Below are 15,757 nucleotides of genomic sequence, written 5' to 3' on the forward strand. Positions count from 1 at the left end.
CTATAAAACTATTTTACATTATCTACTAGAATCAAAAAATTTTAATAATATAGTAAAATGTAGTTGACCTTCCTAGTTTTAGAATATAAAATAAATCTTGCTAATAGTTTGAAAATTCTAAAATGGAGGGGTTTACTTGAAAAGCTGGAAAAAGATTTTGGGGACATCTTTTCTTGCCACAACTGTTACATTAAGCGGAGTCGGGCCAGTACTTATGAATGGAAGTGCTGCTTCAGCTAAAACCGCACAATCGGAAGAACTTCCGAGTTCACCAATTGATATGAATACAGTACCGGAAGAAAGATTGGCTAACGCACTGAAAAACCAAGGAGTTATTTCTCAAAGTGCAACACCGCAAGAAGTGAAGAAAGCCGTTACTTCTTACATAAACAAAAAAGATGCACATAAAGAGAGCATGAAGGGACATAAAGCTAGCAAAATTGATTTGAAAGCGAAAGAAATGCAAACAAAACAAAAAGAAAAGTTTCAACGAGGCGAATTTGCTAATATTAAGTCTCAAGGAAACAATTCGGGGAACGGGGTAAACGTTAAACCTGCAGCTCAGGCCAAATATAACGGACAAGTGAGAAAAGATAAAGTTCTTGTTCTTTTAGTCGAATACGCAGACTTTAAGCATAACAATGTCGTTCAAGAACCTGGTTACATGTATGCAAAAGATTTTAATCGAAATCACTATCAGCAATTAATGTTTGGAAAGAAAGACTTTACGCTATTTAACGGTAAGAAAATTAAAACGTTTAAACAATATTACGAAGAACAGTCTGGAGGTAGTTACACAGTAGATGGAACGGTTTCTGACTGGTTAACTGTCCCTGGAAACGCAAAAGAATACGGAGCAGACAATCCGGCGGGAGGAAACGATAATGCGCCTGGATCTAAAGGACCTCGTAATCTTGTAAAAGAAGCGCTTGCTGCAGCAGCAAAAAGCGGCATTAACCTTTCAGATTATGATCAGTTCGATCAATATGATATCGATGGAGACGGCAACCGCAATGAGCCTGACGGCATAGTGGACCACTTAATGGTCATTCATGCTGGAACTGGGCAAGAAGCAGGTGGAGGTAAACTAGGAAACGATGCTATCTGGTCTCATCGCTCTACTTTGGGACAAGTGTATAAAGTTCCTGGAACAAACATGGCTGCTTATGATTATACAATTGAACCAGAAGACGGAGCAGTTGGCGTTTTTGCTCATGAATTTGGCCATGATTTAGGTTTGCCGGATGAGTATGATACACAGTATACGGGGCAAGGTGAGCCGGTAGGCGTTTGGTCAATTATGAGCGGAGGGAGCTGGGCTGGTGAAGTAGCTGGAACAGAACCGACAAGTTTCTCCCCGCAAAATAAAGAGTTTTTCCAAGCAAATATGGGTGGAAACTGGGCAAATATTCAACAAATCGACAGCAAAAACATTACAAAATCGGGCTCTGTGAGCGTGGTTGATCAAAGCGTGACAAAATCTAAACGCCCGGGTATTGTAAAGATTAATTTACCTAAAAAAGCTGTTCAAGGGATTAAGCCTGAGTTTGGAAGCAACTACTACTATAGTAAACGCGGAGACGATCTGCATACGACAATGACGACGCCAGAGTTTGATTTAACAGCAGCTCAAACAGCTAAATTCAATTACAAAGCGTTCTATGAAGTAGAGGCAGAATACGATTACTTATATGTAAATGCAATTCTTCCTGACGGCTCAAAAGTTCTGTTAGATACAATTGGTGATAAAGCGAACAATGCAGACGGTTCTGCTGAAACTTCCGGCGGAAAATGGGAAGATAAAAGCTATGACTTAACGCAATTTAAAGGTAAAAAAATCAAGCTTCAATTTGAATACGTAACGGACGGTGGACTTGCCCTTCAAGGATTTGCTCTTGATAATGCCAGTTTAGTAGTAGATGGAAAAACGGTATTTACGGACGATGCTGAAGGAGCGCCAAAAGTAACGTTAGATGGATTTGAAAAGACAAACGGCATCAGCTATAAAGACAACTATTATTACCTTGAGTGGAGAAACTATGCAGGCAGCGATAAAGCACTTCAATTCGCGCGAGGTGCAAAATATAATACAGGCATGCTGCTTTGGTACGCAGATGAAAGCTACCTTGATAACTGGGTAGGACAGCACCCAGGTGAAGGATTCCTTGGCGTAGTTGATTCCCATGCTCATAAAGTTCTTTACTTTAATGTAAATGGGATTAGCACGACAGCAAATTCAAGCCGATATCAAATTGCAGACGCGGCGTTCTCATTTGATAAATCACCTGCTTGGTCATATTCCCATAAAACATGGGGAACTATTTCATCTAAAGGATCAAATGGAGTTACAAGCTTCAACGACAAAAAATCGTATTTAGATGAAAGAATTAAAGATGCAGGCCGCTTGCTTCCTCAAAACGGATTAAAATTAGACGTAATTGGTGAAGCAAAAGACAATTCAGCTGGTGCTGTATGGATTCATAAGTGAAATTAGACTTATTCAAAAAAGATCTGAAGAGCATATTCTTCGGATCTTTTTTTATGTTAGGAAATCAAAATAAACTATGAGCTAAATAATCAAAGTGCTTAATACCGTTTAAAAAATAAAATAAAGGGAATTTTCAACAGTGAATAATTGTTATTATGTCATGAAATTCATCCATATAATCAATACTAATAGGTAAAGAAAATATTGAAAAGGAGTTCTAACTATGAGCTATCGTATCGAAAGAGATTCAATTGGAGAAATCAAAGTGGCAGAAGATAAACTATGGGGAGCGCAAACGCAAAGAAGTAAAGAAAATTTTCCAATAGGGATTGAAAAAATGCCGATTGAAGTAATACGCGCTTTTGCGGTTTTGAAGAAAAGTGCGGCTATTAGTAATCATAAACTAGGCAAACTATCAGCAGGGAAATCGGAAGCCATCGTACAAGCTGCTAACGAAATTATTGAAGGGAAATGGAATGAACATTTTCCTTTAGTGGTATGGCAGACAGGAAGCGGAACGCAATCAAACATGAATGTAAATGAAGTGATTTCTCACCGAGGAAACCAGCTAATAAATGGCGACGAAACGCTCCATCCAAATGATGATGTCAATATGTCACAAAGCTCTAACGATACTTTTCCTACAGCTCTTCATATTGCAGCTGTACTAGAAGTTGAAGATCAATTATTGCCTGCTCTAAAAACATTAAAAGAAACGTTCGCTGCGAAGCAAGAGCAGTTTAAAGATATTATTAAAATAGGAAGAACCCATTTACAAGATGCTACACCGCTAACACTAGGACAAGAAATTAGCGGATGGCATCATATGCTCGAAAAGAATGAAGAAATGATTAAACAAAGCGTAGAGTATATGAAGGAGCTAGCTATTGGCGGTACAGCTGTTGGGACGGGGATAAATGCACATCCTGACTTCGGCGATGAAGTAGCGAAAGAAATCAGCAGCACGCTTGGAAAAACATTTATCTCAGCACCTAATAAATTTCATGCATTAACAAGTCACGATCAAGTGGTTTATGCCCACGGTGCACTCAAAGCCTTAGCAGCTGACTTAATGAAAATCGCCAATGACGTACGCTGGCTGGCAAGCGGTCCTCGTAGCGGGCTAGGCGAAATTACGATTCCTGCTAACGAACCAGGAAGTTCTATTATGCCTGGAAAAGTAAATCCAACACAAAGTGAAGCTCTAACAATGGTTTCTGCACAAGTGCTTGGGAATGATGTGACGATTGGCATTGCGGCTAGTCAAGGAAACTTTGAATTAAATGTATTTAAGCCGGTTATTATTTATAATTTTTTACAATCAGTTAGATTGCTGACAGATTCCATGCAGGCTTTTAACGATAAATGCGCAGTAGGAATTGAACCCAACAAAGAAAAGATTCAGCATAATCTAGAAAATTCTCTTATGCTTGTAACAGCATTAAATCCGCACATAGGGTATGAAAATGCGGCTAAAATCGCCAAACTGGCTCATCAAGAAGGAACGACATTAAAAGAAGCAGCGGTCAAAACAGGCCTTCTGACAGAAGAACAATTTGAGCAATGGGTAAATCCCGCTAATATGATTCATCCATCAAAATAAAAAAAAGAAGCCAAGCATTCTGAGCTGCTTGGCTTCTTTTTAATAAATATTAATAAAATAAACATTGTTCTAAATAAACACACAAAAAGAAATTGCGGACTAAACAGATTTTACACTGCCTTATACTAGATTCAAGTACATACGATTAGGGTATTTACATTTTTATAAAGGAGGGAATTCAAGTGACGTACGAAGTGAAGTTTTATTTTGGAAATGAAAAATCAATCAGTACATTGGTTGAATCAGAAAATGTAAAAAAGCTTGAGGAATCTATTATTCATACGCAAGGATGGTATCGTTATTATGACAAAAAACACGAAGCTTATTTAGCGATTCAAATGAGCAACGTTTTACACATCGTTATAAAAGAATATCAAGATCCGGAAAAACAGGGGTTTTGAGAGATTCGTCGTATACATAAGGAAGCTAGCAAAAGAGGTGAAAACTATGCAAAAGCGACATTCAAATAATCCTATTATTCTCGACGTTTCTCATCATCAAGGAATCATTAATTGGAAAGAAATAAAAAACACCGCAGTAAAAGGGGTGTATATAAAGTTAACAGAAGGCGGAACTTTTGTAGACCCTAGATCCTATGAAAATTATATAGGTGCTAAAAATGCGGGCTTGAGAGTAGGGTTTTATCATTATGCTCACTGTACAAATAGCCCGGAGAAAGAAGCTGCTTTTTTTATTGCTCAGCTTGGACAAATGAAACTAGACCTTCCACCGTGTTTGGATCTAGAAGAAGATAAGAAAAAAACCAAAGAATTTGTTTCTCGCTTTGCCGTAAGCTGGCTTGAGCATGTTCACAAAACAACAGGGATTAAGCCTATCGTATATACGAATTATCATTTCGCTAAAACTTTTTTTACAAACGAAATAAGTAAGTATCCTTTGTGGGTAGCAAGATATAGTGCAGCCAACAGACAAGGCGGTATGCAGCACCCTGGTGAGCTAAGTCAGTGGCAGCGATGGGCCATGTTTCAATATACGGATTCTGGCAGAGTAAAAGGAATTTCTACAAATGTGGATATAAATGAAATGGACTGCTCATTTTTTAAAGAAGTCACAACAAATCTCTCTATGACGAATAATACAAAAGGACCCTTTGTCTATTCCAAAGGTGATAGAGGGTTAGGAGTCAAACAAATTCAGCAAAACTTACTTGCGCTAGGTTTTTCTCTTCCAAAGTTTGGAGCAGACGGTTTCTATGGAGATGAATTAATCGCTGCAGTGAAAAAATTCCAGAATCGGTATGGCCTTTTTTCAGATGGGATAGCAGGAGCGGACACACTGGCCCGTCTTGTTAAAGAAGTGAATAATCTGAATAATCTGGTTTGAGAGATTACCAGATAGGGAAAAGTTACTGTAAGATTCAAAAAGGTACAAGGAAGGAGTTATTATGAGAAAACGAAAACAAAAAGCATTGATATCAGGTATTACGCTATCAACGGTAGGAGTCGGCATTACGTCTTATATATTAAGCGATGCTGCGAAACGACGAAAAGTAAAAGGACTTGTTCGAAGTGCCAAAGTAAAACTTTCAAGTTTATCTAAAAAACAGCAGGTAAATGCTAGCCTAAATAAAGATGCGCATTCAGATCCTACGTACGTTTCTGAAAGCAATATGATTTCAGAAGGACCTATGTATCAAGATCAGCATAGATAATAAAAAAACTAGTCTTGCCTCGGGCGGGACTAGTTTTTTTATTAATTTTATAAATAGCAGCGCTTATTCATGTTACACTCTCTATATAAGGGAATTATTTTACGCATATTTACAAGTAAAGGAGGAATAGAAGGAGTGATTAGTAGCGGATTATTTGTTAACTTATGTATTTTTTCGTTTTTTGTCAGTATTATGATTGCGATACGAATATTTTTGTTACAGCGTCTAGCCCATAAATACAAATGGATGAGTGGTATTTATGCAAGTATTGTTTCTGCTATTCTTATGGTATATAGCGTTACGTATCAACAGATTACATATGATTTACGTTTTCTTCCTCTTATTTTGACCGTTCTATACTTTGGTTACAGAGCCGGTGCAGTTGCAGGTATCACTATGGCTGTGTGCAGTATCTATTTAGAAAGTCATTGGTTACTGACTATCTTAATTTTAATCTTTACCTTTTTGTTTTCCCTTCCTCTTATTCGATATAGAAAGCAGTTTTCTTTATTAAAACAATCTCTTCTTTGTTTCTTTATTCATTTTATCGTTCATGTCTTACTGACAAATTACTTCTGGAATACACCTATTCAGTCGCCGTTTTATAGCGAAATAGAATATCTAGTGTTCGGAATTCTCGGACTGGGAGTAGCCGTGGCGACGATAGAGTTTTATCGTAAATTTTACGCTGTAGCAGAAGAAGCTGCTTATGCTGGATCAGATTCATGTAAGGATGAAGAATATTCTTTTTTTGTCAGGATAATGAAAAAAGAACTAGAATATACGAAAGAACAGCTGGAATCTTTTATTAATCATCACATGGATGCGGTTATTATAACTGATTTAGAAGGGCGAATCTTGCGAGTTAATGAAGCTTATGAAAAAGTATATGGCTGGAAATCCCATGAAGTCATTGGGAAAAAATATTACGATATAGCAGGAGCTTTTAGTGAGGATGTACATGAGAATATAAAAAAGACTGTTGCTGAAAAAGAGGCAATCAATCGAGTAGAAGTTGTAAGAGCTCGTAAAGATGGAAGTTTAGTAGACCTTCGCATCACCATTTCTCCAATTTTTAATGGGAAAGATGAGTTGGTAGGTTTGTCTGGAGTATGTGTGGATATATCTGAAGCTAAAAAAGCAAAGGAAGAGCTTGACTTGCTGCATCGTAGGCTTAAAGAAAGTGAGTTGAAATATCGCACGTTATTTGAGTACGCAAATGACGCAATTTATTTACTTGAAATAGGGCCGGATCATTTTCCTTCTCGTTTTGTTGAAGTAAATGAAGCTGGATGTAAGCGCTTTGGATATACGAGAGAAGAGCTTTTATCCATGCCTTGCCACGATATTATACCTAGAGATTCTGACATTGTTCAAAAAACAGTCGAAGAAATTCGCAACGGAAATCTTTCTTTTACGCTGCAATCACAGTTTACATTTAAGTCTGGCGAAATAAAAAACCTAGAATATAGTGGAAAGTTGTTCAATATAGAAAACAAAAAAGTACTTCTTATTGTTTCAAGAGACAGAACAGAGTACTTAAAAACAGAAGAGCTGCTGCAGAAATCTGAAAAATTAGCAGCAGTCGGGCAGCTTGCTACAGCTATTGCTCATGAAATTAGAAATCCTTTAACGGCCATCAAAGGGTTTATGCAGCTATTAACTGAAAAAGCGAGTAAAGAAGAGTTAACCTATATGAACATTATATCCTCTGAAATTGAGCGTATTGAAATGATTACAGATGAATTCATGTCTGTGGCAAAACCACAGGCCGTAACATTTCAGTCGATTGATTTGCAGCTGTTAATTCAACAAGTGATTTTATTGCTGCAGCCTCAGGCAACCATGAAAAACATCTTTATTGAACTTAACTCATATGGAGAAATGCCTTTTGTATATTGTGAAAGCAATCAAATGAAACAGGTATTTATAAATATTTTTAAGAATGCGATTGAAGCAATGCCTTCAGGAGGAGAAATTAAAGTTGAGCTGAGAAAAAAGGAACACAATCATATTCATATTCAAATTATTGATGAAGGTGTAGGAATTTCAAAAGAACGCATCAAACATTTAGGTGAACCATTTTACAGTATTAAAGAAGACGGAATCGGGTTAGGGTTAATGATCTGCTTCAATATTATCCAACAGCATAAAGGAACTCTTAGTATTGAAAGTGAAGTAAACAAAGGGACAAGTGTGGAAATTTGTTTACCGTTAGAATAAAAGGTAATCAGTTAAAGGAAGAAGAAATTTTGCAACAAGTTGTTTAGTAAAGTTATAATATTCTATGTTGAAGGAAAATAAGCAAAGGAGTGGTTACGATTAAACAGAAAAAGTGGATTAACATATTTCGTATTCTGTATATTATTTTTGCTATTATTGCGATTGGAGCATCTTTTGGAGACTATTCTTTTGGGCTTAATAATCCCCGCATAGTTAGTTTAACGGCTCTTGTTTTGGCGGTTATTTGTATTGTTCCGTATTACATACTTCGCTTTAAAGAACAAGCTTCTAAAAGTAAATAAGTTAATATTTGTTATCTTAAAAGAGGCTGTGACAAAAGTATTTTAGTTGAAGGAAGATCCGAACGATTCATCGTTCGGATTTTTTTATTGTTATGGTGAACATGGATTTAATCTAGTCGGTTGCTTCTAGCGGTTGATTGGAGTGATTTTGTTATGTCTCAATCTCTTTTTTATCGTCATAAAAGGGCGATAAATGGGCGAGCATTTTTTCTAGCCTGTACATATGCTATAGAGTAAACAGGCTACGGAGATGAAGTGAAATGGGATTTTACAACTGGGGTTACGGCGGTGGTTATGGCTACGGCGGCTACGGTAGTTACGGTGGCGGTTTTGCATTAATCGTTGTACTATTTGTTTTATTAGTTATCGTTGGTTGTACATGCTTGAAATAAACAGAAAAAGCACGGATTTACAAAAATTTTAGTAGATTCGTGCTTTTTTATGTTCATAAGAAGGGCAGTACTATAATAAAATAATGTTGTGCATGTACATAAAAAACATACAAAAAATTTAATTAATAGATTAAAAAAATAAAAAAATGAAGAGGAAGAGTAAATTTAAGCCACCAAAAAGGTCTGAAATTTATAATTTTCCTTATAAGTAATTTTTGTAAAATGCTTCGCAGTACTGATAATAAGACCGAATAACACTCCATAGAACGCTAGTTTTTATCCGCTGACTAAAAGAATTATTTTACTTGTCTGAAAATCAACATAAATGATTTTCATATAGTTTAAATAGGTAAAAAAGACTTATTGTAAAAGATTTATTCTTAATTTTCATAATAATAGGAATATTAAAATAATATATAGACGTAGTAATTTTTAGTTGCTATAATGTTGCTAATTATCACAATTAACAGAAAAATTGCGGTAATTAAATTTACTAGGGATAGGGAGAAAAAACTATGAAAAAGAAAAAACAGGCTTTAAAGGTATTATTATCAGTTGGTATCCTTTCTTCATCATTTGCTTTTGCACATACGAGCAGTGCCGCGCCAAATAATGTACTTTCAACCGAAAAGTATAACAAAGAAATTAAATCTCCTGAGTTTATTTCTGGAAAGCTTTCAGCCCCATCATCACAGAAAGCTCAAGACGTCGTATTTCATTATATGAATACAAATAAAGACAAATATAAATTAGGAAACGAAAATGCTCAAAACTCATTTAAAGTGACAGAAGTAGTGAAAGATCCCGTTGAACAAGCAACCGTTGTACGCTTGCAGCAGGTATATAATAATATTCCTGTTTGGGGATCTACTCAATTAGCACACGTAGCGAAAGATGGAACCTTAAAAGTTGTATCAGGTACAGTAGCTCCTGATTTAGATAAAAAGGAAAAGCTAAAAGGCCAGAAGCAAGTTGACAGCAAAAAGGCGATTCAAGCAGCTGAAAAAGACTTAGGCTTTAAACCGACGTATGAAAAATCCCCTTCATCTGAACTGTATGTTTATCAAAATGGTTCAGACACAACGTATGCTTATGTAGTAAATTTGAATTTCTTAAATCCTGAACCAGGCAACTATTATTACTTTGTTGATGCTATTAGCGGTAAAGTGCTAGATAAGTACAATACAATTGATTCCGTAGCTGGTCCAAAAGCCGATGTGAAGCAAGCGGCAAAGCCGGCAGCGAAACCTGTAACAGGCACAAATGCTATTGGTTCAGGTAAAGGAGTGCTTGGAGATACTAAATCGTTAAAGACAACGTTATCTAGTTCTACTTACTACTTACAAGATAATACAAGAGGGGCGACAATCTATACGTACGATGCAAAAAATCGTACATCTCTTCCAGGTACGCTATGGGCAGACACGGATAATACGTACAATGCAACCCGCGATGCAGCTGCAGTAGATGCTCACTATTATGCAGGTGTGACGTATGATTATTATAAAAACAAATTTAACCGCAACTCCTATGACAATGCAGGAGCTGCGCTAAAATCAACTGTTCATTATAGCAGCGGCTACAACAATGCATTTTGGAATGGCTCTCAAATGGTATATGGAGATGGAGATGGAACTACTTTTGTTCCGCTATCAGGAGGGTTAGATGTTATCGGACATGAATTGACGCATGCGGTCACAGAAAGAAGTTCTAATTTAATCTATCAATATGAATCAGGTGCATTAAACGAAGCGATTTCCGATATTTTCGGAACATTGGTAGAATACTATGACAACCGAAATCCAGATTGGGAAATTGGAGAAGATATTTACACGCCTGGAACAAGCGGTGATGCCCTTCGTTCAATGAGCAACCCAGCAAAATATGGAGATCCGGATCATTATTCAAAGCGCTATACAGGTTCTAGTGACAACGGCGGAGTTCATACAAACAGCGGTATTATCAACAAAGCTGCCTACTTGCTAGCTAACGGAGGAACGCATTACGGGGTTACTGTAACAGGCATCGGCGGCGATAAGCTAGGGAAAATTTATTACCGTGCTAATACGCTATACTTCACTCAGTCTACAACGTTTAGCCAAGCGCGTGCAGGTTTAGTACAAGCTGCTGCTGATCTATACGGTTCAGGCTCTCAAGAAGTAATTTCAGTAGGCAAGTCATTTGACGCAGTTGGTGTTCAATAAGTTATAAACCAAAAGTCGCAAGATAAATGAGGTATCTTACGACTCTCTATACTACCTTACTACCAATAAAGGAGTACTCGTATAAATATATTACAGTACTCCTTTATTTTATGTTAATAAATAAGGAAAACAGATTTCTTCTTGATCTATAAAAATCCACTTCTTATTCCTCCCTTTTATGTCCATTCGAATTATACTGTTGCTTGTTAAATGAAGAGAACACGTTTTAGTAAACGGTCTTATTATAAAATGTTATAATAAAGAAAAGAATTGAATACATACATATGAAAAAGGAGTGGAGGAATCAATGGACAAAATTGCTGTTATTTCAGATATCCACGGAAATCTTCCAGCTTTAGAAGCAGTTTTAGCTGACATACAACAGCGAGATATCCATCGCATCATTTGTCTAGGTGATTTAGTAGGAAAAGGACCGGATTCAAGTAAAGCGATTGATATCATAAAAGAAAAGTGCGAAGTAACAGTAATGGGAAACTGGGATGACTTCATTACAAAGCCTGCGGAATTCGAAGCGTTGAAATGGCATCAGAAGAAGTTAAGTTCAGCCCAAGAGGCATACTTAAAGGAACTTCCTTTTTCCGTTGAGTTTATGATGAGCGGAAAATTAATTAGAATGTTTCACGCTTCACCTAGAAGTCTTTATGATCGAATTCAACCCTGGGATTCACTTGAAAAGCGCCTTAGTCTATTTGCTAATACGGAATATACGGAAAATATAAAAGGATCAAGAGAGCCGGATGTTATCTGTTACGGAGATGTACATAATGCATTTATTCAACATATTAAAGGGAAAACGCTATGCAATGTAGGAAGTGTAGGAAACCCGCTTGATTTACCACAAGCTTCTTATCTTATCTTAGAAGGAAAGGATCAAGACGAAAGTCCTTCAGCATTTTCTATTCAATTTGTACGTATTCCATACGATATTGAAAAGGCTATCGAATTGGCGAGAGCTGTAGAGATGCCGGACTTTGAACCCTACGTTCAAGAATTAAAAACAGCTCGCTATAGAGGACTGAAAAATTAAGAATAGAATGTATTTCAACCTTCAGTATAAATACTGAAGGTTTTTTATTGGAGTATATGAGGGGTTTTTCAACACCATTAGTATGATACATGCAAATAAAAGTTATTCCAATGAATTTAAGGAAGGGAAAACTTGGAGAAAAACATACAGCATTTGAAAGGAAATAAATTTTATTTTATGAAGACAATATGAAGAGGGCAATTCTATTTGAACATAAAGTCATGCAAAAACGCCCCTGAAAAGCTGTTTTTACCATAACGAGTGGAGGAATACATGATGAAATTTTTTATTGATACAGCTAACCTGGAAGATATTAAAAAAGCATATAAAATTGGGGTATTATCAGGTGTTACCACAAACCCTTCGCTAGTAGCGAAAGAAGGCGTAAAGTTTGAAGATCGCATCGAAGAAATTTTAAAAACCGTCCCGGAAGTAGAATCCGTTTCAGCAGAAGTCACGCCCGACACAGTAACAGCAGATGACATGATTGCTCAAGCAGAAGAGCTGATAAAAATTAATGGAGGAGACAAAAATATAACGATTAAACTTCCTATGACCATTGCTGGATTGGAAGCAACCCGTTATCTAGCTAAAAAAGGCGTAAAAACAAACGTAACGTTAATTTTTACAGTGAATCAAGCGCTTCTAGCAGCTCGTGCCGGTGCCACATACGTATCGCCATTTTTAGGGCGCTTAGACGATATTTCAGAAGACGGTGTTTATCTGGTATCTCGAATTGCAGAGCTATTTCGAATTCAACACATTGACTCACAAATTATAGCAGCGTCAGTCAGACACCCAGATCACGTCACACGAGTAGCTCTTGCTGGGGCTCATATTGCTACAATTCCGTATGCCGTAATTGAACAATTAGTAAAACATCCGTTAACAGAGCAAGGAATTGAAAAATTTGCATCAGACTGGGAAAAAGCTGTAAAAAGTTAAATTCACTGAAGGAGAAGACATCACTTTAGTGTCTTCTCTGCTTAAAGAGTATACGAAGATTCTTTTTTTCTATTTTGCAGCAAACAACTTATCAATAATAGGCGAACATCCTATACATATATGCAGAGATGACATACGTTAATAGAAACGAAAGAGGTGTTAAAATGGGCTGTATTATTAACATTGAAAATATCGTGACTAACGGGTTAAAAGATAACTCGAACGTAAGCGTAGGCTGTGTTGTACAAAATAGTCACACGGCAAATACAAAATCGGTAGGAGCTTGTTTTTCGTTTGGAAACGGCTCTCCTGCTATTGCCTCTATGACAAACAGTAATATCGACTTTTGCAAAGGTGAAGAAAATAAAGAGCAGCAATCTTGAAAACAATTCCAGAAAGAGTATTTCTGGAATTGTTTTTTGGTAAGTGATAGAGTTTTGTTAACAAGGTGTTTTGACTTTTAAAAGAAAACATTCATGAGGAAGGGGTTTGAGCGGTGCTATGAGCATTATTTCTATGATTCCTTATACATACGTTGAAAGAAAAATAAAACGAACACAAAAGGTGACGATTCAGCATTCAAAAGATATGTATTTATACGCTGATAGTATTGAAACACAAAACGATTGCTTTCCCATTAATGCCGTATTTGACATCTCCTACAAATGCGTTTCAAAAGACAGCGGCTTTTTATATTTACATACAAATCAAGGAATGTTCGCTTATACCATACAAACCGATCCTGATGATTTTATAGCAGCATATAAAGATATAAAAAAGAAGGGGTGACATTGCTGTCAGCCCTTCTTTTTTTGTTATTATTTTATCCACTGTACAACTTGATCCATACTTCTTCTTGTTTTTCCACGCTTAGGCTCATGAATTCGGTAGCCGAACGCAACCATAACGGAAATATCAAACTTACCGTCTTCTAGTAATCCTTCTTCTTTTAGAATTTCATGTACTTGGTCATAGTTAAACCCTTCAATCGGACAAGAATCAATACCAATTTGAGCAGCTGATGTCATCATATTACCTAGTGCAATATAAGATTGTTTGCTAGCCCAATCAAATAGTGCTCGCTTGCTTTCGAACAAGTGAAAATCATTTTCTTGGAAATCTTTATAACGAGGCATTAATGTCTCTAATACGTCATCCGGCATTTCTTTGACGTTCTTCTGAAGATCCAATACATATTCAGAGTCATATCTTGCGTCTGTGCGAGAAAGAATAATAACAAAATGACTTGCTGTAGGAATTTGACCTTGTGCTCCCCAAGAAACAGCTTTTAATTTTTCTTTTAAATCTTTATTTTCAACGACTAAAAACTTCCACGGCTCATAACCTACTGAGCTTGGAGATAGGCGTCCCGTTTCTAAAATGAATTGGAAATCTTCATCGGAAATTTTCTTCGTTGGATCAAACTCTTTTGTAGCATGACGAAAGTTAAAAGCGTCTAAAATTTCTTCTTTTTTATCTGTATTGTTCATGTGTAAACAACCTTTCTGTAAAAATATTTAGTGATGAACTGTTTAGAGTATCCTATACCCTGTATAGCTTACAACTAACAGTTAGTTAACATACAATTTGTCATAAAACCCGTTTGCAAATTTATCATAAATCATATAAATCATCCTAACAAGTACGCACATTTTTGTTGTATAGTATACTTTTTTATACTATTAATGCAGTTTTATAAGAAGCAGAAAGGAGTAAACAATCTGTGGAGTTTCGTTTTCGAAAAAGTAATTAAGAGAAGAAAGAGAGGAGAAGAGTGATCTTCTCCTTTTTAATTAAATTTTTGTATTTGATTTTTTCGCTTTGTTTTCAAGTTCACTTTTTGTTTCTGTTGAAAATTCAACATCTTTTCCGTGTCCTTGAGGGTTAACTCCAGGAGCCACTTGACCACGGTTAGCAGATTTTTTTGTACCCATTTTCGTCACCTCCGTTCGGTTAGTATGTACAAAAAGCAAAACAAAAATTAGGAAGTCAAGCGTGGAAAGATAAATAGGAAAAGATTATCTTTAAGCATCTTCATTACATAAACAAAATAGTTACTCATTTAAACGGACATAAAAAAAACACCCTTGGAAGGGTGTTTTTTGTTTAAGAATCTGAGCTTGTCGCTCTTTCTGCGTATGGATAGATAGGATCTTTTAATTGAAATTCGTAAGTCACTCCATCTACAAGCCCTACCGTTTTATTGCTATCATAAAGGTCCAGCATAAAAGCAGCCATTTCTTTTGATGTATGAAACTTAGGTACTCGTCCTTCGTATTCAAAATCACTCATATCCATCGAACGCTGTGCAAATTCTGTTTCAGTAGCTGCCGGAGCTAGAACTTTAGCCTGCATTTTTGCTCCTCTTCCTTTTAATTCTTGAGAAAGACCTTCTGTAAATGCACTTACGTAGAATTTTGTTGCGCAATAAGTTACCGCATCAGCCACAATGGTGTAGCCGCCTCCAGAAGAGACATTAATAAGCTGTGTACCTTCAACGTTTTCATAATCTCTTACAAATAGAGAAGAAAGAATGGTTAAGGCTTCAATATTTAAATGAAGCATTGTTTCAATTTTAGTTAATTTTTGTTCACCGACAGAAGCAAAGTTTCCGAATCCCGCATTGTTAATCCAAGTTTCTAATTCATACTTTTTGAGTGACTCATAAAACGTATGAGCATTTTCTGCCACGGATAAATCAACCGACTGGACAATAACATTTACATCTTGATTCAGTTCTTCAATCTTTTCTTTTAACTCTTCTAGCTTGTCCTCTCTACGTGCAGCCAATATAAGATTTTTTCCGCGTGCTGCGAAAGCTAAAGCTGTTTCATATCCAATTCCTGAACTTGCGCCAGTGATTACTGTATATTTCATGTT

Annotated in this window: 15 protein-coding genes and 1 pseudogene; 13 read left to right on the forward strand and 3 right to left on the reverse strand. The window is 36.4% G+C overall.

The window, feature by feature from the left end; all coding sequences use genetic code 11:
- The first annotated feature begins 136 nt into the window (after positions 1 to 136).
- From AC3WJG_RS19205 to AC3WJG_RS19265, 13 genes and pseudogenes are all read left to right on the forward strand, one after another.
- The gene (locus tag AC3WJG_RS19205; protein ID WP_098249747.1) at positions 137 to 2,488 is read left to right on the forward strand and encodes an immune inhibitor A domain-containing protein; all 2,352 of its coding nucleotides are present in this window, start codon (positions 137 to 139) and stop codon (positions 2,486 to 2,488) included.
- 223 nt (positions 2,489 to 2,711) lie between these two features.
- Positions 2,712 to 4,091, forward strand: coding sequence for a class II fumarate hydratase (fumC, locus tag AC3WJG_RS19210; protein WP_034266080.1), 1,380 nt, complete (start codon positions 2,712 to 2,714; stop codon positions 4,089 to 4,091).
- 182 nt (positions 4,092 to 4,273) lie between these two features.
- Positions 4,274 to 4,492: a hypothetical protein gene (locus tag AC3WJG_RS19215; RefSeq protein WP_102194846.1), complete on the forward strand. Its 219-nt coding sequence runs from the start codon at positions 4,274 to 4,276 to the stop codon at positions 4,490 to 4,492.
- A 46-nt stretch (positions 4,493 to 4,538) separates the two neighbouring features.
- Positions 4,539 to 5,435 carry a GH25 family lysozyme gene (locus tag AC3WJG_RS19220; protein ID WP_102812700.1) on the forward strand — a complete coding sequence of 299 codons (897 nt, stop codon included), beginning with the start codon at positions 4,539 to 4,541 and terminating at the stop codon, positions 5,433 to 5,435.
- Positions 5,436 to 5,496: 61 nt separating this feature from the next.
- Positions 5,497 to 5,763: a YbyB family protein gene (locus AC3WJG_RS19225; RefSeq protein ID WP_014460133.1), complete on the forward strand. Its 267-nt coding sequence runs from the start codon at positions 5,497 to 5,499 to the stop codon at positions 5,761 to 5,763.
- 135 nt (positions 5,764 to 5,898) lie between these two features.
- Positions 5,899 to 7,986, forward strand: coding sequence for a PAS domain S-box protein (locus tag AC3WJG_RS19230; RefSeq protein ID WP_337134004.1), 2,088 nt, complete (start codon positions 5,899 to 5,901; stop codon positions 7,984 to 7,986).
- 89 nt (positions 7,987 to 8,075) lie between these two features.
- Positions 8,076 to 8,288, forward strand: a complete 213-nt coding sequence (locus AC3WJG_RS19235; RefSeq protein ID WP_013083131.1) for a hypothetical protein — start codon at positions 8,076 to 8,078, stop codon at positions 8,286 to 8,288.
- A gap of 260 nt (positions 8,289 to 8,548) precedes the next feature.
- Entirely contained in the window at positions 8,549 to 8,680 is a 132-nt protein-coding gene (locus AC3WJG_RS19240; RefSeq protein WP_016764087.1) for a YjcZ family sporulation protein, read from the forward strand.
- Positions 8,681 to 9,285: 605 nt separating this feature from the next.
- Positions 9,286 to 10,884: pseudogene (locus AC3WJG_RS19245) on the forward strand (M4 family metallopeptidase); the annotation flags it as partial.
- 307 nt (positions 10,885 to 11,191) lie between these two features.
- Positions 11,192 to 11,932, forward strand: coding sequence for a metallophosphoesterase family protein (locus AC3WJG_RS19250; RefSeq protein ID WP_016764089.1), 741 nt, complete (start codon positions 11,192 to 11,194; stop codon positions 11,930 to 11,932).
- A gap of 276 nt (positions 11,933 to 12,208) precedes the next feature.
- Positions 12,209 to 12,877: a fructose-6-phosphate aldolase gene (gene fsa / locus AC3WJG_RS19255; protein WP_013057026.1), complete on the forward strand. Its 669-nt coding sequence runs from the start codon at positions 12,209 to 12,211 to the stop codon at positions 12,875 to 12,877.
- A gap of 164 nt (positions 12,878 to 13,041) precedes the next feature.
- Positions 13,042 to 13,260: a spore germination protein gene (locus tag AC3WJG_RS19260; protein WP_025752385.1), complete on the forward strand. Its 219-nt coding sequence runs from the start codon at positions 13,042 to 13,044 to the stop codon at positions 13,258 to 13,260.
- A 118-nt stretch (positions 13,261 to 13,378) separates the two neighbouring features.
- On the forward strand, positions 13,379 to 13,666 hold the full coding sequence (locus AC3WJG_RS19265; protein WP_060745778.1) for a hypothetical protein: 288 nt from the start codon (positions 13,379 to 13,381) through the stop codon (positions 13,664 to 13,666).
- Between the two features lie 29 nt (positions 13,667 to 13,695).
- Here AC3WJG_RS19265 and AC3WJG_RS19270 read toward each other — a convergent pair whose 3' ends face one another.
- From AC3WJG_RS19270 to AC3WJG_RS19280, 3 genes are all read right to left on the reverse strand, one after another.
- Positions 13,696 to 14,367 carry an NAD(P)H-dependent oxidoreductase gene (locus AC3WJG_RS19270; RefSeq protein ID WP_098578799.1) on the reverse strand — a complete coding sequence of 224 codons (672 nt, stop codon included), beginning with the start codon at positions 14,365 to 14,367 and terminating at the stop codon, positions 13,696 to 13,698.
- A 303-nt stretch (positions 14,368 to 14,670) separates the two neighbouring features.
- Positions 14,671 to 14,811, reverse strand: a complete 141-nt coding sequence (sspL, locus tag AC3WJG_RS19275; protein ID WP_337134003.1) for a small, acid-soluble spore protein L — start codon at positions 14,809 to 14,811, stop codon at positions 14,671 to 14,673.
- 172 nt (positions 14,812 to 14,983) lie between these two features.
- Positions 14,984 to 15,754: an SDR family NAD(P)-dependent oxidoreductase gene (locus AC3WJG_RS19280; RefSeq protein WP_102812701.1), complete on the reverse strand. Its 771-nt coding sequence runs from the start codon at positions 15,752 to 15,754 to the stop codon at positions 14,984 to 14,986.
- Positions 15,755 to 15,757: the final 3 nt, after the last annotated feature.

The sequence above is a fragment of the Priestia sp. FW507-14D1A genome, from assembly GCF_058781295.1.

Coding starts and splice junctions, on each gene's coding strand:
- fumC (WP_034266080.1), top strand. CDS start 2,712: ATGAGCTATCGTATCGAAAGAGATTCAATTGGAGAAATCAAAGTGGCA.
- AC3WJG_RS19220 (WP_102812700.1), top strand. CDS start 4,539: ATGCAAAAGCGACATTCAAATAATCCTATTATTCTCGACGTTTCTCAT.
- AC3WJG_RS19225 (WP_014460133.1), top strand. CDS start 5,497: ATGAGAAAACGAAAACAAAAAGCATTGATATCAGGTATTACGCTATCA.
- AC3WJG_RS19240 (WP_016764087.1), top strand. CDS start 8,549: ATGGGATTTTACAACTGGGGTTACGGCGGTGGTTATGGCTACGGCGGC.
- AC3WJG_RS19250 (WP_016764089.1), top strand. CDS start 11,192: ATGGACAAAATTGCTGTTATTTCAGATATCCACGGAAATCTTCCAGCT.
- fsa (WP_013057026.1), top strand. CDS start 12,209: ATGAAATTTTTTATTGATACAGCTAACCTGGAAGATATTAAAAAAGCA.
- AC3WJG_RS19260 (WP_025752385.1), top strand. CDS start 13,042: ATGGGCTGTATTATTAACATTGAAAATATCGTGACTAACGGGTTAAAA.
- AC3WJG_RS19265 (WP_060745778.1), top strand. CDS start 13,379: ATGAGCATTATTTCTATGATTCCTTATACATACGTTGAAAGAAAAATA.
- AC3WJG_RS19270 (WP_098578799.1), bottom strand. CDS start 14,367: ATGAACAATACAGATAAAAAAGAAGAAATTTTAGACGCTTTTAACTTT.
- sspL (WP_337134003.1), bottom strand. CDS start 14,811: ATGGGTACAAAAAAATCTGCTAACCGTGGTCAAGTGGCTCCTGGAGTT.
- AC3WJG_RS19280 (WP_102812701.1), bottom strand. CDS start 15,754: ATGAAATATACAGTAATCACTGGCGCAAGTTCAGGAATTGGATATGAA.